22 protein-coding genes and 1 riboswitch are annotated in these 24146 nt (G+C 42.3%); of the genes, 7 read left to right on the forward strand and 15 right to left on the reverse strand.

From position 1 onward, the window contains the following. The first annotated feature begins 15 nt into the window (after positions 1–15). Entirely contained in the window at positions 16–144 is a 129-nt protein-coding gene (locus QNH36_RS21945) for a hypothetical protein (RefSeq protein WP_283904230.1), read from the forward strand. 186 nt (positions 145–330) lie between these two features. On the opposite strand, the gene QNH36_RS21950 is transcribed toward QNH36_RS21945, so the two are convergent. The 4 genes from QNH36_RS21950 to QNH36_RS21965 all read right to left on the reverse strand — a co-directional run bounded on the left by QNH36_RS21950 (position 331) and on the right by QNH36_RS21965 (position 5307). Continuing rightward, positions 331–492: a hypothetical protein gene (locus tag QNH36_RS21950; RefSeq protein WP_186326783.1), complete on the reverse strand. Its 162-nt coding sequence runs from the start codon at positions 490–492 to the stop codon at positions 331–333. A gap of 47 nt (positions 493–539) precedes the next feature. After that, a riboswitch (cyclic di-GMP riboswitch) is annotated at positions 540–630 on the reverse strand. Between the two features lie 188 nt (positions 631–818). Further along, on the reverse strand, positions 819–3296 hold the full coding sequence (locus tag QNH36_RS21955; RefSeq protein ID WP_144478148.1) for an SH3 domain-containing protein: 2478 nt from the start codon (positions 3294–3296) through the stop codon (positions 819–821). Positions 3297–3478: 182 nt separating this feature from the next. Further along, a complete protein-coding gene (locus QNH36_RS21960; RefSeq protein ID WP_144478150.1) occupies positions 3479–4657 on the reverse strand; it encodes a toxic anion resistance protein in 1179 nt (392 codons plus the stop codon). After that, a complete protein-coding gene (locus QNH36_RS21965) occupies positions 4657–5307 on the reverse strand; it encodes a 5-bromo-4-chloroindolyl phosphate hydrolysis family protein (protein ID WP_144478152.1) in 651 nt (216 codons plus the stop codon). The genes QNH36_RS21960 and QNH36_RS21965 overlap by 1 nt, the downstream gene beginning before the upstream one ends. 906 nt (positions 5308–6213) lie before the next feature. Here QNH36_RS21965 and QNH36_RS21970 point away from each other — a divergent pair. Continuing rightward, on the forward strand, positions 6214–6900 hold the full coding sequence (locus QNH36_RS21970; RefSeq protein WP_144478154.1) for a C40 family peptidase: 687 nt from the start codon (positions 6214–6216) through the stop codon (positions 6898–6900). 112 nt (positions 6901–7012) lie between these two features. On the opposite strand, the gene QNH36_RS21975 is transcribed toward QNH36_RS21970, so the two are convergent. From QNH36_RS21975 to QNH36_RS21995, 5 genes are all read right to left on the reverse strand, one after another. Next, entirely contained in the window at positions 7013–7186 is a 174-nt protein-coding gene (locus tag QNH36_RS21975; protein ID WP_144478156.1) for an FAD-binding protein, read from the reverse strand. 129 nt (positions 7187–7315) lie between these two features. Further along, on the reverse strand, positions 7316–8806 hold the full coding sequence (gene glpK, locus QNH36_RS21980; protein WP_144478158.1) for a glycerol kinase GlpK: 1491 nt from the start codon (positions 8804–8806) through the stop codon (positions 7316–7318). A gap of 50 nt (positions 8807–8856) precedes the next feature. After that, complete coding sequence (locus QNH36_RS21985) at positions 8857–9681, reverse strand: MIP/aquaporin family protein (RefSeq protein ID WP_144478160.1); 825 nt, start codon at positions 9679–9681, stop codon at positions 8857–8859. A 226-nt stretch (positions 9682–9907) separates the two neighbouring features. After that, positions 9908–10183 carry a glycerol-3-phosphate responsive antiterminator gene (locus tag QNH36_RS21990; RefSeq protein WP_260983603.1) on the reverse strand — a complete coding sequence of 92 codons (276 nt, stop codon included), beginning with the start codon at positions 10181–10183 and terminating at the stop codon, positions 9908–9910. Positions 10184–10481: 298 nt separating this feature from the next. Beyond that, positions 10482–11033, reverse strand: coding sequence for a competence protein ComK (locus QNH36_RS21995; protein WP_283904231.1), 552 nt, complete (start codon positions 11031–11033; stop codon positions 10482–10484). Positions 11034–11699: 666 nt separating this feature from the next. On the opposite strand from QNH36_RS21995, the gene QNH36_RS22000 reads away from it, so the two are divergent. Next, positions 11700–12191 carry a sigma-70 family RNA polymerase sigma factor gene (locus QNH36_RS22000; RefSeq protein WP_283904232.1) on the forward strand — a complete coding sequence of 164 codons (492 nt, stop codon included), beginning with the start codon at positions 11700–11702 and terminating at the stop codon, positions 12189–12191. Positions 12192–12275: 84 nt separating this feature from the next. On the opposite strand, the gene QNH36_RS22005 is transcribed toward QNH36_RS22000, so the two are convergent. Further along, positions 12276–12542, reverse strand: a complete 267-nt coding sequence (locus QNH36_RS22005; protein WP_144478168.1) for an IDEAL domain-containing protein — start codon at positions 12540–12542, stop codon at positions 12276–12278. A 260-nt stretch (positions 12543–12802) separates the two neighbouring features. On the opposite strand from QNH36_RS22005, the gene QNH36_RS22010 reads away from it, so the two are divergent. Further along, positions 12803–13909 carry an acyltransferase gene (locus QNH36_RS22010; protein WP_283905453.1) on the forward strand — a complete coding sequence of 369 codons (1107 nt, stop codon included), beginning with the start codon at positions 12803–12805 and terminating at the stop codon, positions 13907–13909. 118 nt (positions 13910–14027) lie between these two features. On the opposite strand, the gene QNH36_RS22015 is transcribed toward QNH36_RS22010, so the two are convergent. Continuing rightward, positions 14028–14735, reverse strand: a complete 708-nt coding sequence (locus QNH36_RS22015) for an N-acetylmuramoyl-L-alanine amidase (RefSeq protein ID WP_186326786.1) — start codon at positions 14733–14735, stop codon at positions 14028–14030. Positions 14736–14978: 243 nt separating this feature from the next. On the opposite strand from QNH36_RS22015, the gene QNH36_RS22020 reads away from it, so the two are divergent. The 3 genes from QNH36_RS22020 (at position 14979) to pgaD (ending at position 18472) form a co-directional block, all read left to right on the forward strand. Then, the gene (locus QNH36_RS22020) at positions 14979–16613 is read left to right on the forward strand and encodes a bifunctional metallophosphatase/5'-nucleotidase (RefSeq protein WP_283904233.1); all 1635 of its coding nucleotides are present in this window, start codon (positions 14979–14981) and stop codon (positions 16611–16613) included. A gap of 242 nt (positions 16614–16855) precedes the next feature. Beyond that, positions 16856–18094 carry a poly-beta-1,6-N-acetyl-D-glucosamine synthase gene (gene pgaC / locus QNH36_RS22025; RefSeq protein ID WP_283904234.1) on the forward strand — a complete coding sequence of 413 codons (1239 nt, stop codon included), beginning with the start codon at positions 16856–16858 and terminating at the stop codon, positions 18092–18094. Positions 18095–18103: 9 nt separating this feature from the next. Beyond that, entirely contained in the window at positions 18104–18472 is a 369-nt protein-coding gene (gene pgaD, locus QNH36_RS22030) for a poly-beta-1,6-N-acetyl-D-glucosamine biosynthesis protein PgaD (protein ID WP_283904235.1), read from the forward strand. 252 nt (positions 18473–18724) lie between these two features. Here the strand turns inward: pgaD and argH are convergent, their stop codons facing one another. From argH to QNH36_RS22050, 4 genes are read right to left on the reverse strand one after another with little or no spacing between them, the layout of a single operon-like run. Beyond that, entirely contained in the window at positions 18725–20215 is a 1491-nt protein-coding gene (argH, locus tag QNH36_RS22035; protein WP_283904236.1) for an argininosuccinate lyase, read from the reverse strand. A gap of 41 nt (positions 20216–20256) precedes the next feature. After that, positions 20257–21948 (reverse strand): ABC transporter permease, encoded by a 1692-nt coding sequence (locus tag QNH36_RS22040; RefSeq protein WP_283904237.1) that lies wholly within the window; start codon positions 21946–21948, stop codon positions 20257–20259. Further along, on the reverse strand, positions 21945–23039 hold the full coding sequence (locus QNH36_RS22045) for an ABC transporter ATP-binding protein (protein ID WP_283904238.1): 1095 nt from the start codon (positions 23037–23039) through the stop codon (positions 21945–21947). The genes QNH36_RS22040 and QNH36_RS22045 overlap by 4 nt, the downstream gene beginning before the upstream one ends. A 12-nt stretch (positions 23040–23051) precedes the next feature. After that, positions 23052–24140 (reverse strand): extracellular solute-binding protein, encoded by a 1089-nt coding sequence (locus tag QNH36_RS22050; RefSeq protein ID WP_283904239.1) that lies wholly within the window; start codon positions 24138–24140, stop codon positions 23052–23054. Positions 24141–24146 lie beyond the last annotated feature (6 nt).

Genomic DNA, 24146 nt, shown 5'->3' on the forward strand with positions numbered 1-24146 from the left:
AAGGAGGACCAATGGATGCCATTATTGCAGATGAAGGAAGTATTCACACCTCTTAAACTAGTCGGGATCAAAGTATTTAAATGCAAGGAAGGGTTTACCTATATTAAATTTTGGAACAGGCCCCGAAAAAAAATCTTTGGTTAAAAATGTTTTCGTATTGATATCTGCTTCCCGAATATTATACTATCTATCACATTCTGACTGATCACGCGGCTCTTTTCTTTCTGCTAATTAACAGAGGATGCATGTAAAATCCTAAAAATACTTTTGTTTGAGAAACCAACAAAGGAGCTATAGTAAAAAATAAAAGAAGCAGACCGAAGCCTGCTCCTACATTTTCATCCTAAGTGAAATTGCTTGTTGCCCATGGTAACTGGCTTTTTGTTTTAAATGGGCTCTTAGCTTATCACACACCGCATCCTGCATCAATGCTTCATTATATTGCTGTAAAAACAAATGAATTTTGCATTTCAACCTTACAAGTGATTTCAACACATATTCCTCCTTAAAATACATAAATCGCAGGAGACGAAGTCGTATTCGGAAACTGGCTGACATGATCACATTATAGTGAAGTTAGTCCCTGTAGCTTTGCGTCACCATTTTTCAATGGTTTTGCCATTATCGTACGATTTATGTGTATGTATCTAAAGTACCGAACTCCATCATATTTGTTAAGGGACTTTAGACCTATTAACTGTTTTTTATATTGGAAAATACTTCGAATTTATACCCTTTTTCTATATTTATTAAACATTTTCATCTAAAAAATGAGTGTCCGAAAAATAATTACTGGACACTCACATTCTATCTATTTCTTATTTTAATTCCAGAATGACATACTGGGCACTAACCCAGCCCGTTCTCCCATCAGCAAGCTTGACATTGTACCAAGACTTCGTACCATCCATAATAACATTGCCAGCAGAATCTACAGAAAGGGGAATAAAATCATTCAGCTTCAATGCTGCTATTGGAGCCTGAGCAGTGGAAGCAATCGGCCGTACATTTAACGAAGACGCTGTCACTCTGCCCAGATTCTTAACTGTGATGAACTCTTTATAGCGATCGAACTTAATATCATTTGTCCAATAATCTCTATTATCGACTGAGAGTTTTACCCAATAATCGTTATGCTTCTCAAGTATGGTGAACAATTGGTCTTTTTTCAAAGTTTGAGATGCAACGGTACTTCCCTTTTGATTTACAAGCTTTATATCCTGTTTGGCCACTGCCGAAATACCTGATGGAAAACCATCCTTCCCTTCAGGTCTGGATGGATATGAAAACAAGTTCGAATTGGCAGCGATATTATATTCAGCATTATTATAAGGGTAAATCTTCTGCATATGGGCTGCTATCTTTTGCCCCCATTTGACATCGCTGGCATAATAGAAATTCATCCCTGCGCTATTCGAATCCAATCTGCTATTGTCTGAAACTGTTCTGGTACTATAGCCCAAATAGGCACCTTTATACTTCCAGCTTGCCGGATTAAGATAGGTAGACACCAATTCCTGTGCAATATAATCAATATTTTGTTCAATTGAAGCAAAGCGGACCGCACCTATATAAGGAGCAGCATCAAATGCTCCAAATCCAAACAGATTATATTTCCCTAAGGAAATATTCGAAGTGCCAAATGCACTCTCATGGACGGCGTGGGCTGCCAGATATAAAGAATTGATGCCATATTTGTTCCCCGCATCTATGAAAGCTTGTCCTTTCCCTTTTAATACGCTGATCCTGCCTGAACTCAAATTGTTATCGATATACTGGTTAATCTGTGCAGCCGTGACCCTGGAGGGCTTTCGCAGATCAATAAATTGATAACCTTCCCGATGAAGCGGATCTCCAGTCACAACCTCCTTTATGTATCCTCCCGAAACGTATCCGGTTCTTCCGTTAAATACAGTCTTGAACCATCCATTGGATACTGTATGAGTAGGATTGATCAGCGACCCATAAGGCAGTACTGCCAGAATTTCAGAATCAGTCGCAGCTGTTTTTCTCAGGTTTAAATTAGCTGCAGTTACATAGGTTTTTCCAGAAATAGCTGTTTCTGACACCTCCAGCTGCTGTTCTGGCTCTTGTGATGGGCTTGCTGTCACTGGCACCACTGGATCCTGGATCTGAGGTGCAGGAGATATCGGTTCTTGTTCCACCGGCGCCTGCTCGACTGGCACCTGAGGAACAGGGACCTGCTGGACTGGCGCAGGCTTGGTAGCCGGCGGCGTATAGCTTGTCATTTCTCCACCAAAAACATACCCGGATTTTCCCGCAAAACTGAAACTATACCAGTTTCCAACACTATACTTGGAACTCACTATGGTATTTTTCGGGATTTTCACCAGTTTCGTATATATATTTCCATAAGATGAATACAAATAAGTATCCTTGTTGGTGGTAAAGTTCATTTGGCTGAAGGATTTTCCACTTTGAGCAGTCACTTCAGTCAATTGCACATAAACCGGTTTCCCATTATATACGACTTTTAACCATGTTTCCCCCGCACTATTAATAACCTTTTGAGTTGCCTGAAACCCATTATCCTTGCTTACTTTTAAAATAGCATTCTTCTTTTTGTCCGGGGATGCGTAAAGTTGAGCTTCTTTTTTCGTCAGATAAGTACCGTTTATATTGGAGTATTGGTAATACTCCTTAAGATAACCCGCACTCACCCAGCCTGTAGCTGAAGTGATTTTTTTGTTCACTGTGTAGGTATAGGAAACCTTGACCCATTCTCCGTTTCTTTCAGAAGATGAAACAACCGTGCCTTTTGGAATCGTTTTAATGATACCGTTTTTGGTACTTGGTCCTGAGCGTAAATTCAAGTTAGCAGTGGTTTGATACTTGATTACAGGAGTATTCGCTTTATTGGCACTGACATTTTGTTTTTTATCCGGTTGTGTGCTTTTAGGCGAAGCTGTGATTGGTTTAGCTGCTTCAGCATAAACCCTCATAATATAAGAACCTGCTACCCACCCAGTCCGTGAAACCTTTTTTCCTTTTTCAGCATAAGAATAGGTTACCTTGTACCAATCCCCAGAGCGCGATACAGCAGTAATCTGCTTGCCTTTTGGAATGGTCATCATGATTTTGTACTTTGTTCCCGCCCCTGTCCTCATGTTTAAATTAGCAGTAGTTTGATAAACCGAATTGCTAAGAATAACCGGTGATGCTGCTTCCCCGTAATTAATAAAAGGTGCACCAGGCAGTGACGTACTGCCGGCTAAAAGAGCTGCAGACATAAATAATACTCTGCCATATTGCTTCATATATTCACTTCCACTCATTTATTTTCTTCAGACCAGAGTGACTATCAGTAAAAAGTGTTACTAATTTATTTATCGGTAAAAAGAAGGCTTTTTGTAGACTTCCAGTTTTATAGGTTTTAAAAAAATTTCTTCAGCCCTAAAGAACAGCTATGACTGCATAAAAATAGGCCGGAACCCTTTTCAAGGATCCGGCCTTGCTATTATTTATCTTTAATTTCCAACAACTTTACCCTCAGTTCATTTTCCATCGTCGCAAGGTCCAGCTCTGCCTGGCGTCTCTTCGTCCGCCCTTCCTCCTGAATCCTCAATGTTTCTTCCAATGTGGTGATCAGGTTTTCCTGGGTTTTTTTCAATGTTTCGATATCGACAAGGCCGCGTTCGTTTTCTTTCGCGGTTTCAATTGTATTTGTTTTAAGCATTTCTGCGTTTTTCAGCAGGAGTTCGTTTGTCGTCTTGGATACTTGTTTCTGAGCCTCCACCGCGTGCCGCTGCCTGATCAGTGTCAGAGCGATGGCAACCTGGTTTTTCCAGAGTGGAATGGCTGTCACAATCGATGACTGGATTTTTTCGACCAGTGCCTGGTTCGTGTTTTGGATCAGGCGGATTTGCGGCGCACTCTGGATTGTGATTTCCCTGCTTAGCTTCAGGTCATAAAGGCGTTTATCCAGACGGTCGGCAAACTGGATCATATCGTTGACTTCCTGGAATTTCATCTGGTCCTGGGAAGCTTCTGCTTCTCTCTTTAACTGAGGGATCGTCTTTTCATGGAGCTCCTCAAGCTTCAGTTCCCCCGCAGCAATGTAAATGTTCAAGGCATTAAAATATTCTTTATTTGTTTCATATAGTTTCTCGAGCATCCCGATGTCAGATAGAAGCACATTTTTGCTTCGGTCGAGTTTCACGCTGATCCGGTCGATTTGCGCACCCGTCTTCTGATACTTTGAAAGGATCTCCTGGACAGAACCCGAAAGCTTGCCAAACATTCGTGAAAAGAAAGAGGGCTTTTCAGTACTAAGTTCATCTGGGTTCATATTATTGAGATGCTTCATCAAATCATTGATGACCTCTCCCACTTCGCCGACATCCTTTTTCTGGACATGCTCGAGCATCGCATGCGAAAAAGTCAGGAGCTTTCCTTGTGCCTGTGTACCATATAGAATCATCGCCTGGTGGTTTTTCGGGTCAATCTGCTCCGCCAATTGGAAAGCTCTCTGGCGATTTTCCTCCGGAATGACATCTATCAGCTTAACCGGTTTGCTTTCCTGGTGCTGCGGGCTACGCTCCAGCTGCAATTCAGGTGAATCGCCAAAAGGGTTTGTTAAAATATCATCCATGATATTGCCGGTATTTTTTAATAGGTCAGGGTTTTTGTCTGCCATTATTTCAACCTCCTGGTCTCATCAGGAATTTCATTTAGCTTCTTGATTGAATGCTTTGCTACGTCAATTTCAAAATTCAAATGATCAATATCGTCAGCCAGCATATAACTCAAATCTTTCTCAACGATCTTGTTAAGTTCTTTTAATGTATCCTGAGTATCATATAAGGATCGCTCAAGCTCACGGTTTTTGCCCGGCTGCGAAGAAAGAAAAGCATACTTTTCACTCAGTTCCATAATCGAATCCAAATGTGAAAAATAAAACTGTTCTGCCTTGAAAAATCTTCTCGGCTCCCGGTTGCTTAGCCTTTGGATGTTTTTTACCATACGCAAAAGCTCCATTCTTATTTTCAGTGAACGGATATGCCGGATCGAAAAGAGCGACTTCTGGATTCTCTTTATCTTCACATTAGCTTCTTTAAGATTTCTCTGTATATATTTGTATTCCTTCATCGTGAGTCTGTTTTTTTCAAGAATTCGTTTTTGATAATAATACCCGACTCCGAAAAACATAACACCGCCGCCAATCACCCCATAAAGCGAGGACATCCAGAATGTCTGGCCAAATCCAGCATAAGTCAGCAGCCACATGAATGCCGAAAACGGAATTGCGGCACCGGTTTGTATGAAACGTAAAAGGAATTTATTCATTAATATCGACTCCTGTTTTTGAATCTTCCTATTTATACGAATAGGAGACGCAGAATGTTTCATTCGCTGTAAATAAATGTTTTCTTACTTATACAATACTTCAAAGCACGCTATTTTTCTACAGACTCGGTCTGTAATGACTTCTAGGTCCTGGGACTGAGTTGATTGGATATTTTCACGGTTTAGAGCAATAAATGCACGCTCAAAGTTCGTAATTGCACCGTCATCCTCTATGATTGCACCATTTAGATCAATAATTGCACCAAAAAAAGATAATGGCACTTTCATTCAAATTATGAAATTTTCCCTCACCTTTCTTCTGCCTTCTTCTCCCATCGACAAAAGAGAAGGAAAGAGAAGGACAAGCTTGTAGAAACAACTGGTAATTTGTAGAAATTTTTGTTGTTTGATTTTTTAAAAAAGGCGGTATATAAGGATTAAAGAAGAAAAAGTAAAAAAATTCAAATGATAAGGAGTGTTTTTACATGAGAGTAAAAGCAGGCAGCTGGAGCATGTTGAGCCCGGAGGAAAAATTATTGTTATTAACAGTCGTCAGTAATCAATCTAAAAAGCAAAAAATTAATGAGAAATAAAAAACGGAGTGAATTTAGCTGTAATGGATATAAAAGCAGTGATAGAGGAAGACTGTTATAATAGAAATCTTAAATTACAAATATAGCAGTCTTTCATAGTATTTTTCCTAATTTCTATTGTCCACACACCCCCCCTCATCCCACATAATTGAAATCTCCGAGGCACATATGACAATTTATCTGCTCGTTTCGTCACCCAAATCTGGCAGCTTTTGTCGTAAATTGTAATATAAATGTAATTATTCCGTTATTTGTTTGTAACCCCTTTCGCTATATACTAGGTTTAACTTTTAACTAACGGGGGTAAAACTACTTGTTTAAGAGAATTCTAGCATCTTTATTGCTCATCACCTTAGTAGCCACTGTCGCACCGTCTTTTGATAAAGCCTCTGCCTCTGGAACCACTTATTATGTAAAAGTTAATTCTGGAACATTAAATATGCGAAACAAACCTTCCACTTCCGGAAAAATTGTTACCAAACTTTCTAAGAATCAGCTTGTAACTGTTTCTTCCCAGTCAAAAGGCTGGGCGAAGGTATCAGCAAAAGGGAAGGCGGGTTATGTAAGCTCAAAATACATAGCACCTAAAGCTCCTGCTAAAAAGGCTTCAGCTGCAAAAACGACAGCAGCCAAACCAGCCAATTATAAAGCTAAAGCAATCTCGACTGCCAAAAGTAATATGGGAGTTAAGTATAAATGGGGCGGAAATAATCCAAATGGATTTGACTGCTCAGGATTAGTGACCTACTCTTTCGCAAAAGCCGGAAAGAAGCTGCCTCGAACTGCTGCAGAAATGTATAACGTCGGCACAAAAGTTTCTTCCTACCAGCCTGGTGATCTATTATTCTACGCAACCAGCGGCGGCAAAAAAGTAACACATGTTGCGATTTATATTGGGAATGGACAAATGATCCACTCTGCAACTTCAAAGGGTGTATCTGTTGCAAGCATGAACAATCCATATTGGAAGCCAAGACTTGTTGGCGCCAAAAGATTATAAAGAAAAAGTGGCTATCGAGCCACTTTTTTTGTTTCTCATGCATTCGAGCGTTTGATCCAGCCGCCGAAATGCATGGCTATGAAGGCTACTTCATCTTTTTGCAAATGACCTCTTAAAGATGTAAATTACTTTTTGGGTGCATTTCAAGCACTGCAGTGTTGAGTCCTCCCGCCGTTGCATCCAAAGCGATTTCGGCTCCCGTAATGCCGCCGCCGATTACGAGTAAATCAAATTTATTATTTTTCAAATTGGAGATAATATCATTTCGTTTTAGATTCGTGAACATGGTGTTTTCCTCCTTAAACAGGAAAAGAGACCGTGAAGTATTACCAAACTGACGGTAATGCTTCGCGGTCTCTCTAATCTCCTGCCGATTTATTAATTTGTAATCATTGTAGAAAATGCCACTTGAGATTTATTTAAAAGCCATTGCAGCCTTGACTGCTTTTTTCCAGCCGTCGTAAAGCTGGTCGCGGATATCATCGGTCATCTTCGGTTCGAATGAACGATCGATTGCCCATTGTGACGCAATCTCTTCCTGACTTTCCCAGTAGCCAACCGCAAGTCCTGCCAGATAGGCGGCGCCCAGTGCAGTAGTTTCGTTTACAACAGGTCGTTCAACCGGAACATTCAAGATATCACTCTGGAAGTTCATCAGGAAGTTGTTCATGACCGCCCCGCCATCAACGCGAAGAGTTTTCAATTCGATGCCTGAGTCAGCTTCCATTGCTGATAATACATCCTTCGTCTGGTATGCTAGTGACTCAAGAGTAGCACGGACAAAATGCTCTTTGCTAGTTCCGCGTGTCAGGCCGAATACCGCACCTCTGACATCGCTATCCCAATAAGGTGTTCCCAATCCGACGAACGCGGGAACCACATAGACACCATCAGTTGATTCAACTTTTGCCGCATAATCTTCGCTGTCTTTAGCACTTTTAAGCATTCTCAGGCCGTCACGCAGCCATTGGATCGCAGACCCAGCCACGAAAATACTTCCCTCAAGAGCATATTCAACCTTGCCGTTCAAGCCCCAGGCAAGGGTTGTCAATAATCCGTGCTCTGATTTCACCGCTTTTTCACCAGTGTTCATCAGCATGAAGCAACCTGTTCCGTAAGTGTTCTTCGCCATTCCTTCCTCAAAGCACGCTTGGCCGAACAATGCCGCCTGCTGGTCGCCTGCTGCCCCGGCAATCGGAATTTCCTGGCCGAAGAAATGGTAACCAATTGTGTTCGCATACACCTCAGAAGAAGGCTTAACCTCCGGAAGCATGGAAGCTGGTACTCCAAGAATATCAAGAAGCTCTTCATCCCATTTCAGGTCATATATATTGAACATGAGCGTGCGTGAAGCATTGCTATAGTCCGTAACATGGGCACGTCCACCAGAAAGCTTCCAGATCAGCCAGGTATCAATCGTACCGAATAACAGCTTTCCTTCATTTGCTTTTTGTCTCGCACCCTCTACATTGTCAAGGATCCATTTCACTTTTGTGCCTGAGAAATAAGCATCTATGAGCAAACCTGTTTTTTCACGGAAAAGATCATTGTAGCCTTTTTCCTTAAGTTCATCGCAAATGCCGCTTGTCTGGCGTGATTGCCAGACGATTGCGTTATAGACAGGGACGCCTGTTTCTTTATCCCATACCACTGTAGTCTCGCGCTGGTTTGTAATTCCTATTCCCGCTACTTGCCCAGGTTTAACATTTGCTTCAGATAATACACTCGCAATAACAGCGAGAACAGAGCCCCAAATTTCATTTGCATTATGTTCCACCCAGCCCGGTTTCGGAAAAATCTGCGTGAATTCCTTTTGCGCAACATGTACAACCTTTCCCGCTTTGTCAAAAAGAATCGCCCTTGAACTTGTCGTTCCCTGGTCTAAAGATAGAATATACTTTTCCATTTCATTCTTCCTCCCCTTATCGACTTAAACGCTTTCAAGTTTATCGTTTTTTATGCGCCAACTTTAGATGTATCCAATTGCCCTTCTTGTTTTTTCCCTACTGTATAAGCTAATGCCAGTACTACTGCTACTATACCAACTACACTCCAAAAAGTCCCTGTGATTGCTCCCTTGAAAAGCACTTTATAAACGACTGCTCCAAGTGAACCTCCCAGTAGCGGGCCAACAACCGGAATCCAAGAATAGCCCCAGTTCGATCCTCCCTTGCCTGGAATCGGCAGCACAAAGTGGGCAATACGCGGGCCGAGATCACGTGCCGGGTTAATCGCATATCCTGTTGTACCGCCAAGAGACATTCCAATTACAACAATCAATAATCCAACTGCAATAGGGTTCAACCCTTCAGTAAACTTGTTTGCTCCGATAAATAATAATCCTAAAACAAGAATAAAAGTGCCGAAAATCTCACTGAATAGATTTGAAAAAGTGTTTGGAATTGCCGGGCCTGTAGAAAAAACGCCCAATTTTACACCAGGGTCATCGGTTGCCTTCCAATGTGGAAGATAATGCAGGAACACTAGTGTCGCCCCGATGATCGCCCCAATCATCTGGGCCAGCATATAGCCTGGTACATCTGCCCATGGAAATGAGCCATCAATCGCAAGCGCCAGAGTAACCGCAGGGTTAAGATGTGCCCCGCTTATCGATCCTACCGCAAAAACTCCCATTGTAACCGCAAGTCCCCACGCTATCGTAATGACAATCCAGCCGGCGTCCTTCGCATAAGAATTTTTCAACGATGAGCCAGCACCAATCCCCGCACCGAAGACAATCAAAATCATCGTGCCAACTACCTCTCCCATAAATGGTGACATACACAGTTCCCCTTTCGTGTGTCCTTGTTAATGTGTATACAGCCAAGAAGAAACAAAAAAGGGAGATCCACAAACAGCATGCCTAAAAAAAACCTAGGCATTTCTGTGTGAATCTCCCATTCTCCGTCACATTCTTAACTTGTACCATGAAGTATACCGAATGTTGAAAACGCTGTCAACGACTTTTTCTCATTATTTTGATTTTTTTTAGTAACAGTGAAATTATTCAAAATGCTTCCAACATGATTTTTTTGACGTTCGTAACCGTTTTTGCACCAGCTTCAAGTTCTATACTCCTGATAAACCCTCCTTCGAAAAGCTGGATATTCATCCTTTCATTCACTTCAGCAATAAGCTCGAGTACTACGCCCGGAAGGACTTCAATATGATCCGGCTTCGTCTTCTCAAGTGTATGGGAATCGAGAAGTAACACACGCTGGAACGCAATGATAAAGTTAAATAAAGAAGAACCCCAGGCCCCTGGAGTTCTCCCCTTAATCAAACGTTTGATTAACTTTCATTCTAAAAACTTAAGTGGTGAGTCCCTGAAATGGTATATTCATCGATTATGTGTTTCTGGAGGATGATGAAGAACGGATTTATGTGACGTGGATCCTGGTGGTTCTATCTAATCTGTTCGGGCTTTCCCGCCAAGTGCCTGATGGAATTTTCAGGAGAAGACACTGGCTGTTGACTGGTATCCCACCATCAATGGCTTTTCTAGTCCAGTAACCTTCTTGCGATGTCAACCATTTCGTCTAAAGTGGATCTCTGCCCCAATTCCCAGGCACTTCTCTTTTTCACTTTATCCTGTACCTGTTTCTCCCTTCACCTTCCCGAATCGTCAAGCCTTTTTTGGGCTTTTCGACGTAGAAGGTGAGCATTCCCTGGGAGTTTTTCATCATCTCTTCGCGCAATTCTATCGCTTTCTTTCTTCTTTGGTTGAAATGGGATTCTTTCATGTTGATGACAAAGGTGTGATTATAGCTTAGGTATACTTCTGTTTTTCGGATGCCGATTGCTTTTGTTCCTTTTACATGTGCCAGGGAAAACCAGACACAAAAGTCATCATTGTATGACTTAGTCGGGAACAGCCAGATACCAAGATTGCAGTTAATCTTGATCGGACACATATAGATTTCTCCGAGTATTTCCCTGGAGCTCTTCCGGCCGGCATTGAAGTCTGACCCTAAACCGAGCATTGTTTTATTTATGATTTCAAGTGGTTTCTTATCGATCAGATAAGGGACTTCTCCTTCAATTACTCTCGCGCAAAGCTTTCCGTATTCGTTGTATTCCCCAGTCAGCAATACTGTTTCCTGATTAATTGTATAGTCACTTATTAGATTCATTATTTTTGACCTCCTTTGTATTTGTTTTATTTCACAAAAAAGGTATACTAACAGAGTTGGCATACCCAACACACCTTGTCCTCGGGAAATGTCCGCCTGACTATTTTCCCGGGGCTTTTCACTTTTATTTTTCATCATACCCTCCTGTCTATTTGAACAGAGCTTTATGTAAAAATGATCTTGGTGGCTGCGTATAGCCCTATAGGTATTATTATATTGATAGTGGTATTTCTATGTAAATCTGTATTTTTATGTTACATGAATTCTAGTTCTTATGGAATATTGCCAAAATTTCATTTTATTAGTATAATATATTTTTCAGCGGGCCAGCATTTAGGCCCGTTTTTTCTTTATTTCGGGCCAATGCTATGGTGTTACTACTATAGTGGCGAGAGTAAGTAACCCCCTATCCATTAAGAAAAATTTTTTTGGTAATTGTCTAAAATAATTCACAATTTCACTTTCCATCCTTGATTTCTTCGCTAATTTACAGCTTTTTCTTAATAAGGTCTCCAAAAATCAGTTTTGAAGCATATTTTGAAGTTTTTTAGCCATTTTGCCTTTAAAAAATGAATTTTCGTGATTGGTACCCTCTTCTGTTCCAGGAGTATGTTAGAGCTACCCGGGAATACAATGGAACGCGCGCGATCCCGAAAGGATTGCAAAATGGAAAGCTTTGAACAGCTGGCGAAACAATATGAACCGATGATCCATAAAATCATCCGCGCACTGAATATCTATAAAAATAAAGAAGATTACTTTCATATCGGGCTTGTCGGTCTATGGGAGGCTTCTGAGGCCTTTAATCCAGAAAAAGGCGACTTCACCAACTATGCATATACGTTCGTGAAAGGACACATCCTGAATGAAATGAACCGAAACAATCGGCTGGAAGAACGAAGTGTTCATCCAAAAGAGGAATACTGGGAAACCGTCGAAGAAACGAACACTCACCATCCACTTGAAGTCGAGTTTTTACTAAGCTACTGCCAGATGCTTACTGAAAAAGAAACAAAGTGGGTCATCTACACTTGCGTCGATTTCCTATCAGTCAGGGAAATAGCCGATAAAGAGAATGTCTCCCTGTCAGCGGTCAAGCAGTGGCGGAGCAGTGCGAAAAAGAAGCTTAAGGAGCAATGGATGGAAGTAGCAGATTAACCTGAAAAAAAAAACGCCTGAAACCGACAATTCATTCATGGTTTCAGGCGTTTTTATATTCTCAATATCCTTGTTACTTTCACTCTACAAAGCATCCTTCCAGTTTTCCGAAGTCAATTTCATAAACCTTTCTTTATCCCTGTTCGCAAGAGCCAAATCAATTTCCTCTGCTCTTCTTTTCTCCAAGAACTCCATCTGAACCTTTTCGATAATTTTGCTGGCACCTTCTGTATACCTTGTTTTTTCCCTATTCAAAATCAATTCAGTGTTGTCTTGATCATGAATGGTGTCCATGTACATATTCAAATTCATTTCTTGTTTATAATAATTAGAGTTCTTGTCGTTCTTCACTTTCAATCCCTACTTTCTTTTAGGTAATTGTTACTTACTATTTACCCAATTTTACAGGAATATAACATATTCAGCGATTTTCAATTTTCAAAAAAGAATTAGATTAGAAATGATAAAGAGAACTCATCCAATAAATAGTAATTATATTAAAAAAATAATACAAAATGGTTAAATGATAATTAAAATAAGGAAATCTAACTTTTTCTCTTATATGATGTAGAAGGATTTCTCTACATTTATAAGAAGGTTGTGAGATGGAAATGAGCAATAAATGTGAGCATATTTATGAAATTCATTATATCAGGGCAATCGCAAGTTTAATGGTCCTCCTTGTCCATGTTTCAGCTGCTTATTTCTATCAACATGGCAAACAGTATAATGATTATACCTTTTTTATTAATCAAATCAGCCGCTTTGGTACACCGATGTTTGCTATGATAAGCGGTTTCCTGCTGTTCTACCAGACAAGGAAAAAAGGATTTAAACTCAATAAGTTTGTCTCAAGCAGGTTTACTAAAATCGGCATTCCTTTTTTAATTTGGAGTATCTTTTATCTTTTATTTTCATATTTCGCTTTAAAAATCAATCCAATGAAGGACGGTTCAAATTTATTCCTGGTAAACTTTCTATCAGGTAATGCTTTCCATCACTTATATTTCATAGCACTCGTCTTTCAGTTCTATCTTATTTTTCCACTATTGCAGCTAATCCGTTCAAAAATAGTCTGGCCCCTCATATTGATACTAGCAGCAATCATTAACTGGTACTTTGTGAAAGTTGATGTTTCTGCCTTCTTTGAAGGAATGCCAGCATTAGTAATAAGCCAGCGTGCTTTCCTGCCGGAATGGATTTTCTTCTTTGTTTTTGGAGGATTTTTAGCTTATTATTGGGAGCCCCTTCAATCCTTTTCCAAGAAGTTCAAATTCTCCCTAAGTCTGGTTGCTGTAATGGTGGTCATATTAGCAGTAATGGAGTACCGAAGTGTCGGTTCCATCCCTTCTAACAGGGTAACCAACTTCATTAATATTCCTATTTTGACATTGTTTATGGCAGGTATCATGGACAGTTTAAAAAAGATAAATATATTTGATACATTCCTAAAGGAAATAGGCAGCCTATCAATGGCTATTTATCTTATCCATCCATTTGTGATTAACATATTCGATAGATTTGCTCCGCAAATTTTTTGGAAAACTTCTTTATTCCCTATTACTTTCGGAATCATTCTTTTAGGGACAATCATTTTTACAAAACTAATACAGCGGCTTCCCTTCAGCAGCTATATTTTAACTGTCCCTAAACTTAAAGTCTCTGGCAGTAATAAACAGATTCAACCAAGAGTTAATGAAGTATCTGTTGCTAAATAGCAAAATAAAATGAGAGCTTGCAAAAAAGCAGCTCTCTTTTAATTTTGCAGTTTTGGTGCTCGAGCTGCATTAATAGTTACTTTTAAAAAAACACTGGTCATTTATGGAGGAGCTGCTACTACTCATCCTGTCGTTTCTCTCCTACTATCTTTGACCAGGTAAACAGATTTCCTGGATCCGTCTTTCGTTCCTGTGCGTATTCATCATGACCAATGATATGTATTCTGTCTCGTTTAACCTTTTTATTCCTTGCCAGGATGTCATCAAGCAGCAGATTAAGAGATTTATATTGTGCTTCGGTGTAACCGATATGTTCTTGTGGGATTTTTTTATAGTCATTGGAGGTCATCACAGATTTCATTTCAGCTTCTGTTCCAATTGCCATCAGTTCGATTCCAATAGAATAGTCATTCAGGCTATCCTTGTAATCAGGGAAATCCAACAGTTCTCCCTTTCCCGCATGCCTGGCTCTGCGGCTTTCCGGCAACAAAAAGTAAATGTCACCATCACGGTCAATCATATAATGAGGAGAAACATCGTAATCAATGAAAATCTGCCTGATTTCTTCATATACATAAGGATTCTTGGGATTATTGGCGGCATTGCTGATAAAATGCAATACCACATGAGTTTTTATATCGCTCCTTGGCACAAAATTCATATTTGGCATGAAGTCCTTCTTCACCGGAACTTGAATTCCGGAAGAAGCCAGCTTCGGATTTTCAGCCTTCGTTTTTGCCACAGCCTCTTCCTCAAACCTTTGAGAACACCCGCCTGCCATGAAAATAAAAATAGCCAATACGGCCATTACTAGCCTCTTATTCATTCTTCTCCCCCAACATTCTTCTATCATCTTACTATCCTAATTCGTGTTTATTATCTAAACTCCTTCCAAATGGAAAAAGAATCATTTAGATCTATTGATACGATTCTTTTGAACTATATTCTCTTATTTTTCAATTAATTTACTTATCATTAATATAAATTTGATAGAATAAAAGTGATTTGGCACCTGGCTTCCTGCTTAGGTTAGGTTCAAACTATTTTATTACAAGGGGGAAAATTGTTAATGAAGCATCGGGACAAGATCTACCGCAAACTTTTATCAGTAGCTGCTTCTGCTATTCTTTTGTCATCAATTGCTGTTCCTGCAGCATCGGCGAACATGAAAGGCAAGAAGCCTGGCAAGCCTTACGAGTTAACAGTCATGCATACCAATGATACGCATGCACATTTAGACTCAGTTGCTAAAAGGATTTCGGCGATTAATCAAGTGCGCGCAGAGAACGCTAATACATTATTATTAGATGCCGGGGATGTTTTCTCAGGTACCCTTTATTTTAACGAGTTTCAGGGACTGGCAGATTTGGAGTTCATGAATCTGGCGGGCTATGATGCCATGACTTTCGGAAATCATGAATTTGATAAAGGAACCGCCACTCTTGCTAATTTCGTAAAAGGAGCGGAATTCCCCTTCGTTGATGCAAACGTAAACTTTGATAATGATGAAAATATGAATATGCTATCAAATAATGAATTCTCTTCTAAAGCAGATGATGGTGAAGTCTACAAAGGCATCGTAAAAGAGGTAAATGGGGAGAAAATCGGTATCTTTGGCCTCACGACGGCTGAAACAGTTGATATCTCAAGCCCTGGTGAGGGTGTCGAATTCACTGACTACATCAATGAAGCAAAAGCTGCAGTTGAAGCATTTGAAAAGCAAGGAGTCAATAAAATCATTGCGCTGACTCATATCGGTCTGAATGATGGCGGAGGAGACAATGACCTCACACTTGCTGAAGAAGTCGAAGGCATCGATGTCATCGTAGGCGGTCATACTCATGTTAAGTTGGACGAGCCAATTTTAGTGGAAGCCGGCAAAGAACCGACAGTCATCGTCCAGGCAAATGAGTATGGCAAGTTCCTTGGTACCCTGGATGTTAAATTTAATAAAAATGGCCGTGTTATCGAATATGCTGGCGAATTGTTGGATGTGAAAATTTTCGAAGATGATCAAGAAGCAGCTAAAATCCTGAACGAAAAATACAAACCTGCTGTTGATGAGATGAAAAACACAGTAATCGGGACAACTGCTGTTGATTTGATTGGTGGAAATCCTGCGGCAAGAACAGTTGAAACGAATCTTGGAAATCTGATTACGGATGGAATGCTCGCAAAAGCAAAAACAATCAACCCTAATACAGTAATTGCGGTCCAAAACGGCGGCGGGATCCGTACTTCCGTTAATGCGGGAGACATTACGATGGCAAAGGTACTTGAAGTCATGCCATTCGGAAACTCTTTAGGAATCATGCAGCTTACTGGCGCTGAAATCAAAGAAGCATTGGAGCATAGCGTCAAGGACGCCCCAACAGCATTTGGAGGATTCCTACAGGTGTCAGGCCTGAAATTCACTTATGACAGTTCCCTTCCAGCTGGGCAGCGTATACAGTCAGTGGAAGTAAAAGAAGATGGTGTCAACTACGTAAGCCTGGATCTTACTAAAACATATGCAGTGGCAACAAACACTTTTACCGCTAAAGGCGGAGACGGATACGACGTTTTCGGAAAGGCTTATAGTGAGGGACGTGTAAGTGAACCTGGTTTCGTTGACTGGGAAATCTTCACTGAATATGTAAATCAACAAGAAAACAAGACAGTAAGTCCTGCTGTTGAAGGTCGTATTATCGACGTAGCAAACTAATAGAGCAATGCCCAGCAGACGAGAATGCTGGGCATTTTTTATTTAAAAAACATCATTGAATACCTCATCATTCCGCAGAATTATACCGGACCCATTCTTCCTTTCTCCCTTTACTATCAAAAAAAATAATCACTCCATAATTTGGAAACACATCCAGCACCAAAAATAGATTGCTATTTCTATCATCCGCAAAGTAATATCTTCTTAACACAACTCACATTTTTGATAGGATGGGTGCAAATTTGATCAACTTCTTGGTGCTGTTTCTATTTTATTATCCACTGGTCATGGGAATTGTTTGGATTACAGGAAGTTTAATTTATTATGTAAAAAAAGAGAAACAGAGTATCCTTGTCCAACACAAGATGGAGGACCTTCCGTTTGTTTCCCTGCTGATTCCGGCCTTCAATGAGGAACAGACAATTGAGGAAACGGTAAAATATGCTTCAGAGCTCAATTATCCCTATTTTGAAGTGATCGTTATCAACGATGGCAGCAAAGACCGCACGATGGATATACTCAAATCGTTGCTGGAACTGTACCCGAAATTGCGTGTTGTCAATGTCGTGAACAACAAAGGAAAAGCGAATGCCCTGAAACAGGGAGTTTTGGCTTCTAAAGGCGAACTCATCGCGACGATTGACAGTGACGCCATCCTCGACAAAGACGCATTAACCTATATTGTCCCTCATTTCATTACACCCAATAACGGGGAAAGAGTGGGTGCGGTGACAGGCAATCCTAGAATCCGCAACCGGACAAGCCTGCTCGCAAAAATCCAGCTGGTTGAGTATGCGAGTATTATCGGACTGATAAAAAGGACGCAAAGAGTGCTTGGAAAAGTCATGACGGTTTCCGGAGTGTTTGTTGTTTTTCGTAAAAAAGCCCTGCTGGATGCAGGAATGTGGGATACAGACCTTATTACTGATGATATCGGGATTACCTGGAAGCTGCAAAGAAGGTTCTGGGATGTCCGGTACGAACCGAAGGCGCTTTGCTGGATGCTCGTACCGGAAACATTGAGAGGAATTTGGAAGCAGCGTTTGCGATGGACTCAGGGCGGCATCGAAGTCACCCTGCGCCATATGGATATCTTTCTCGACTGGCGCCAGCGAAGATTATACCCGGTTTATATCGAACAGGTACTTAGCGTCGTCTGGTCAATCACCTGGTTTATCTCTCTGCTGATGATGCTGTACAACTATATATTCCATCAGGAATTCATCCTGCCGATATTATGGATAGGAAACTACCTATCTATTATTTGTCTACTGCAATTCCTGGTCGCTCTTTATATTGAGAGGAAGTATGAAAAAGGGATCCTGAAATACATGCTATGGGGAATCTGGTACCCAATCCTTTACTGGCATATCAATGCCCTGCTTGTTATCAGGGCGCTTCCTAGAGGATTAAAAATCCTTAGGAAAAATAAAAACCAATTCGCAACCTGGGAGAGTCCCGACCGTGGGCTCCACCTGTAAGGAGAAGCCATGATCATCAACAGCAAACAGTCCAAGCCGCGAAAAATCATCGATCTGTTTTTCACTTTTTTCGGCTGGCTATTTCTCATCCTGTTCTTATATAACTTAAGTTCTCACTTTGAACGAAACCTTGATTTCACTTTTCTTGAATTAAACTTGGACAATGCAAATTCCATACTGCTCTTCACATTCCTTGTGGGCATCACAAGTGCTGCTTCCTTGAGCTGGTGGAGTACCTATAACAGGCGAAAATACGGCCACCTTAAAAGAAGGACGTTCCCTCCGCAAACAAATGAAAAAGATCTGGCTGAGTATTTTCAGATGACAGAAGTCGAACTGGAAACCATTAAAAAAGGTAGCTATATTGAACGAAACTAAAAAAACAAGGGGACGGTTATTCCATTCAGAAACCGTTCCCTTGTCTTATCTTTTTAATCTTTTGCTTGCTTCCTGCGGATTGCTGCTCCCGGTGATCGAAATATAGTGTAGTTACTGTGCTTCTTTTTTATGGAGACATGAAGCAGAATCTTGAACCATTGGAAGCAAAGGTTAGTGCTTCCCTTTCGATAATTTCGGGTGGTGACACACCTGTCGAATTAAAAAGGAGGCAAAGGGCTTCCCTGCCCGATATTAAAACCTAAATCCAACCAACTCTTTCCTCTTCTCATCCAATACACGTACTTTTTCTGTGTATTTCTCCAGGTCTCTGCTTAATTTCTCTTTTCTATCTCCAATCATCCGCATAACCTCTTTCGGGCTTGGCCCGCCTTGGAGATCGCGAATTTCGATGAAGTATTCTGGCGAGATGATTTTTTGCCATTCTTCTTCTGTGAGTGACACGTTGACGAATTGCTGAATCACCGTGTTAATTGCTTCGACGTCCCATTCGTAAAGTTCTTTTCCTTCTTTAACAGTCTCCTTGGAAATGAAGCTTGCAATCGAGTGGGCTTTCCTGAATGGAACGCTGTATTCGCGGGCAAGTGTGTCGGCAAGCTCGGTAATCGTGATGCTGGACTTCTTCGCCATTTCTCGAGTGTGCTCACCGTTCACCTTCAACGTCGCAATCACCGCGTACATCAGCTTCCAGACGCGGTTGGCGTTATTGAAAGCTCGGTACAAGTGCGGCTGCAAATCGTCTTCTGTATCGACGATATCGCCGAATGGTGTATTGTGGACCATATTGAAAGCGGCAAGCGCGTCCCCATAAGCACTGCTGGCAATCGAGCGGGAATGCTCAATCGACACCGGATTGCGCTTTTGCGGCATAATGCTGCTGCATTGCACGTAAGGATCGGCGACGTAAAAAGAACCGAATTCGCGTGTGACATGCTGAAGGAAGTCCTGGATCCAGCGGCCGGTGTTCACCATGCTAGTCATCAATGCTGAAGCAGTCTCAAGCAGGTAATCCCCTCCGCCAATCGAGTCATAGGAATTCTCGACAATCCGGTCAAACCCTAGCAATTCCCGAGTACGCTCACGACTGATCGGGAATCCCGTCGTCGTCAGGGCAGCAGCCCCAAGCGAGGACTGGTTGACCGTCCGATAAGCCGCCCATAGTCTCTGAATATCGCGTCCCAAAACATCATAGATAGCCAGGAAGTAATGCCCCAGTGTCGTCGGCTGGGCTGGCTGCGTATGTGTATAACCAGTAATGATCGTATCGGTATGGCTCTCAGCCTGCTCAAGCAACGCCTCGCTCAATTGATAGGCACTTGCAAGCAAATTGACGAGATGCTCCCTGAGCACGAGGCGGTACATTGCGACCCCCATATCATTGCGGCTGCGGCCGATATGGATTTTACCGGCAAGCTCAGCGCCGATTTCCTCGCCGATTTTCGCTTCCATCATGAAAAATAAATCCTCGAACTGCGGCTCATAACTCAGCTGCCCGACATCCGTCACGGCAACCTTATTAATCCCCTCAAGCATCACTTTCGCTTCATCTTTTTCGATAATCCCCTGTTCAGCAAGCATAATCACATGCGCCCGGTGGATATCAAACATGACATGGAACAAATAATCCCGCTGGTCATTGAAGACCGGCTTCAGCAGTGCCTCAACATACGTCTTCCCGGGAAAAGCCGCCCCTTCATTTTTGATAAACTCTTCTAGCTTGTTCATATTTTCATCTCCGATTCTATGATTATGCTAATATTCCAGCCTTAAGATAACGACTGTTCGGCCTTGACCCCGAAGAACTTGTTCGAAATAAGCAAGACGACTGCGATCAAGACAATCTGAATCATCCCATATGCAGCTGCCTGGCCCATATTGAACATCCGCAGCTGGTTCATGATTTCAATTGAAATCGGCCTGTTTGAAATCGTATACAGCAATACCGATGTCGGGAACTCACCGACAGATTCCACAAATGCCAGCAAAGTCCCTGATAGCACGCCAGGCATAATGATTGGTAAAATAACCTTACGGAATGTGTAGAACCATTTTGCCCCAAGGCTTCTTGAGGCTTCCTCAATCGAGTCATCCAGCTGCTCCAAAACAGCGTTTGTCGAGCGGACAACGAGCGGAATATGCCTGATAAAGTATGCAAGCGGCAAGATCCAGAATGTACCGACAAGGATATTCCCGAACGAGAAAATATTCGGCTCGTTAAAAGCAATGATCAAGTTCATCCCGATGACCGTCGCTGGCAATGCCCACGGAATCATCACGAGGATATCAACAAAGCTTTTGCCGACAAACTTCCGCTTAACCAACACATACGAAGCGAGCACACCGAACACCAGGTTCCCCGCCGTCGCGATCACTGACAACAGCAAGCTGTTTTTCAAAGGCTTAAAGATATTCGGATCCTCCAGCAATAATCGATAGTTCTCAAAGTTAAACACCGAAGGATACGTCTGCCATGTCCAGGTTCCGTCCGGAACGAGAGACAGCAGCAGAATCGTAAAGTGCGGCAGCAGCAGGATGATGACGCCGATAACGCCAATGAACACCATCGTCCACTTCAGCACCAGATTGTTCACTTCACTGCGATGCGCGCCAATTCCCTTTGAAGCCATCCGGTAGTCTTTGCGGTTCTGGTACCAGCGCATGAATAATAAGAAGGAAATCGAAACAATCGACAGGATGACAGATTGAGTCGCAGCAACCTCCATGTCTCCATTAATCTTCGAAAAATAAATCTGCAGACTCAGCACCCGGAATCCGCCCGCCAGCAAGAACGGTGCACTGAAGGATGCCATCGAAATCATGAACACCAGCAGTGAAGCGGCAACGATGGCAGGAGTCAATAACGGGAATGTCACCTTCCAGAACACCTGGAAACGGCTCGCTCCCAGGTTGTATGCCGACTCCTCAAGCGACGGGTCGATTTTATGGATTGCCGAAGACACCGTCATGTAGAAATAAACATACATCGTATAAGCATGAACAATCAGGATGCCTGAAATCCCGCCGATTTTAAAAGGTACTTCTTCCAGTCCAAACAAATCCTTAATCGCGTTCGGCACAAGCCCAGTTTCCCCATAAAGGAACATGAATGCCATAACCCCTACCAATGACGGCAGGACGATCGGCATGATCGCAGCCGTTGCGAAAAAACCTCTGCCAGGGAAATCATACCGGTTAAAAATAAACGCCAGCGGAATCCCGATTGCCGCACTCACCAAAACACTGAGGACAGATATATAGACCGAATTCCACAACGCTTGCAGATTCGTCTTCGATTCCTGCGAGAAAAAGTCCTCATAGTTCCCAAATGTAAAACTGCCCTCTTTTTGCAGACTTTCAAGAATCGTCCTTATTGATGGGTATAGGACATAGGCAATCAAGACAAGCAGCACTGGAATCAGCAAATATAATGTCAGCCGGTTATCGCGATTTTTCATCATGACACATCACCGCTTAACATCGGAATCAATCTGATTTGGTCGGCAGGAAGCTCAACCCATACATCCGCTCCCGGCTTCAGATTCGCTGAAACATGATTCAGCACATTCACCTCAAGCAGCAAGTCATTGACCTTTACCGCCAGATTGATGATTGTCCCGAAGAACTGGACTTTTTCAACTTTTCCTTTAAAAACGTTGTGCCGGTCTGCCTTTTCATCAAGAATCTTCACGGACTCAGGACGAACCGAGAGGGACAATTCACGATCTTCGTTTTCCCTACTAAAATTAAAAGGCGTATTATGTACAACAAATTGATTTTCACCAGCCGAGACAGTGACAAGAGCGTCGTCAACCTGCTCCACTTTTACAGGAAGAAGATTGATCTCGCCTATGAAACTGGCAACAAAGTCATTGGCCGGTTCATTATAAATCTCCGACGGCGTCCCCACCTGGTGGCACACCCCGAAATTGAAGACAGCGATCCTGTCACTCATCGACAGCGCCTCTGCCTGGTCGTGGGTAACATAAATCGTCGTAATCTTATATTCTTTCTGCAGCCTGAGGATCTCCGCCCGCATCTCGTCGCGCAGTTTCGCATCCAGGTTGCTTAACGGCTCATCCAGCAACAGGATTTCAGGTTCAATCACCAATGCCCTCGCAAGTGCCACACGCTGCTGCTGACCTCCACTCAACTGACTCACCTGACGATCGGCGTATTGCTCGAGCCTGACCTTGCGAAGCACCTCGTGCACCCTGGTTTTTACTTCACTGGAGGCCATCTTCCTTACCTTCAATCCAAACGCGACATTTTCAAAGACCGTCATATGAGGAAAAAGGGCATAGTTTTGGAAAACCATGCCCGTATTTCTTTTTTCAGGAGGTACACGCGTCATATCTTTATCGCCAAATCGCACGACACCTTTGGTAGGATAATAGAATCCGGCAATCATCCGCAGCGTTGTCGTCTTGCCGCAGCCACTCGGTCCGAGGAAGGTAAAGAACTCCCCATCATTGATTTCCAGATTCAAATGATCCACTGCCACTACCTTTCCGAAGGCTTTTTGGACATTTTCTATTTTTATCGACGCCATACCGTACACATCCTATTCTTTGATTTCTTTTTCTCCGCTCTTAATGTTTTCATCCCAATACTTCATCCACGCATCACTATTGTCCTGGAAGACCTTCCAGTCGATATCCATCGCCTTGATTTCAGTATCCGTGATCCACTTCGGCAGATCCTTCACATCATCACGAGTAGGGATGCGGTAGTATTTTTCTGCTAAAAGCTTCGCCGCTTCAGGCGTGTTGACAAACTCATAGAATGCTTCAGCCGCTTTCTGGTGCGGCGCATTCTTCACGATCGCGATTCCTTCAGTCAGGACTGGCGTTCCGCTTTCAGGAACGATGAACTCAAATGGATAGTTCTTGTTTTCCTTCAGCATGACAACATCTGGCATTGCCCAGACAGAGACGGAACCTTCACCCTTGGCAACCTTGTTGTACATCATTTCCGGGTTAGCAGAGTATTCCTTCGTATTCGCATCAAGCTTTTCAAGCCACTCATAACCCTTTGCTGTGTCCTGGGAATCCTTGAAATCACGGTAGATCATCGCAGAGAAGATCGTTCTCATCGTACCGGAAGCAAGCGGATAACGAATGATGATTTCATCCTTCCATTTCGGATCAAGCAGGTCATCCCAATCCTTCGGCGCTTCTTCCTTTGTCAGCTCCTTGCTGTTGTACATGATAACCTCAGGTGTCTGGCTTGTTCCTGACCAGTTCCAGTCTGCTTCGTGGAAATTATCAGCCAATGCCCCGGAGTATGAAGGTTCATACGGCTGTAAAAGTCCTTCGTCCTTAGCCTGGTCGAACATGACGGATGGAGCTCCCCACCAGACGTCTGCCTGAGGATTGTTTTTCTCGGAACGGACACGGTCAAGAACTTCCTGTGAACCCATGTCGAGCCATTCCACATCGACGTTATGCTCGGCTTCGAACTGCTTTTCAAATTCTGTTAAAATATCTTTTCCGTGCGGAGAATAAATCACCACTTTATCTTCCAGCTTGTCTTTGGAGCCATTATCTCCAGCCGGTTTGCTCGATCCTTCTTCAGAGCTGCATGCTGCCAGTAATAACGATGCAGATAAAGTTAATGCCGTGATAATCGAAACTTTCTTTTTGTGTTTCACAAAAAC

Source organism: Mesobacillus sp. AQ2, assembly GCF_030122805.1.
GTDB lineage: Bacteria > Bacillota > Bacilli > Bacillales > Cytobacillaceae > Mesobacillus > Mesobacillus oceanisediminis_A.

What these genes read in the sequence shown, in the direction of transcription:
- QNH36_RS22010 (WP_283905453.1), top strand. Translation starts at nt 12,803, where the DNA reads ATGAGCAATAAATGTGAGCATATTTATGAAATTCATTATATCAGGGCA.
- QNH36_RS21975 (WP_144478156.1), bottom strand. Translation starts at nt 7,186, where the DNA reads ATGTTCACGAATCTAAAACGAAATGATATTATCTCCAATTTGAAAAAT.
- QNH36_RS21955 (WP_144478148.1), bottom strand. Translation starts at nt 3,296, where the DNA reads ATGAGTGGAAGTGAATATATGAAGCAATATGGCAGAGTATTATTTATG.
- QNH36_RS21985 (WP_144478160.1), bottom strand. Translation starts at nt 9,681, where the DNA reads ATGTCACCATTTATGGGAGAGGTAGTTGGCACGATGATTTTGATTGTC.
- glpK (WP_144478158.1), bottom strand. Translation starts at nt 8,806, where the DNA reads ATGGAAAAGTATATTCTATCTTTAGACCAGGGAACGACAAGTTCAAGG.
- QNH36_RS21960 (WP_144478150.1), bottom strand. Translation starts at nt 4,657, where the DNA reads ATGGCAGACAAAAACCCTGACCTATTAAAAAATACCGGCAATATCATG.
- QNH36_RS22040 (WP_283904237.1), bottom strand. Translation starts at nt 21,948, where the DNA reads ATGATGAAAAATCGCGATAACCGGCTGACATTATATTTGCTGATTCCA.
- QNH36_RS21965 (WP_144478152.1), bottom strand. Translation starts at nt 5,307, where the DNA reads ATGAATAAATTCCTTTTACGTTTCATACAAACCGGTGCCGCAATTCCG.
- QNH36_RS22015 (WP_186326786.1), bottom strand. Translation starts at nt 14,735, where the DNA reads ATGAATAAGAGGCTAGTAATGGCCGTATTGGCTATTTTTATTTTCATG.
- QNH36_RS22000 (WP_283904232.1), top strand. Translation starts at nt 11,700, where the DNA reads ATGGAAAGCTTTGAACAGCTGGCGAAACAATATGAACCGATGATCCAT.
- QNH36_RS22045 (WP_283904238.1), bottom strand. Translation starts at nt 23,039, where the DNA reads ATGGCGTCGATAAAAATAGAAAATGTCCAAAAAGCCTTCGGAAAGGTA.
- pgaD (WP_283904235.1), top strand. Translation starts at nt 18,104, where the DNA reads ATGATCATCAACAGCAAACAGTCCAAGCCGCGAAAAATCATCGATCTG.
- QNH36_RS21945 (WP_283904230.1), top strand. Translation starts at nt 16, where the DNA reads ATGCCATTATTGCAGATGAAGGAAGTATTCACACCTCTTAAACTAGTC.
- QNH36_RS21995 (WP_283904231.1), bottom strand. Translation starts at nt 11,033, where the DNA reads ATGAATCTAATAAGTGACTATACAATTAATCAGGAAACAGTATTGCTG.
- argH (WP_283904236.1), bottom strand. Translation starts at nt 20,215, where the DNA reads ATGAACAAGCTAGAAGAGTTTATCAAAAATGAAGGGGCGGCTTTTCCC.
- QNH36_RS22020 (WP_283904233.1), top strand. Translation starts at nt 14,979, where the DNA reads ATGAAGCATCGGGACAAGATCTACCGCAAACTTTTATCAGTAGCTGCT.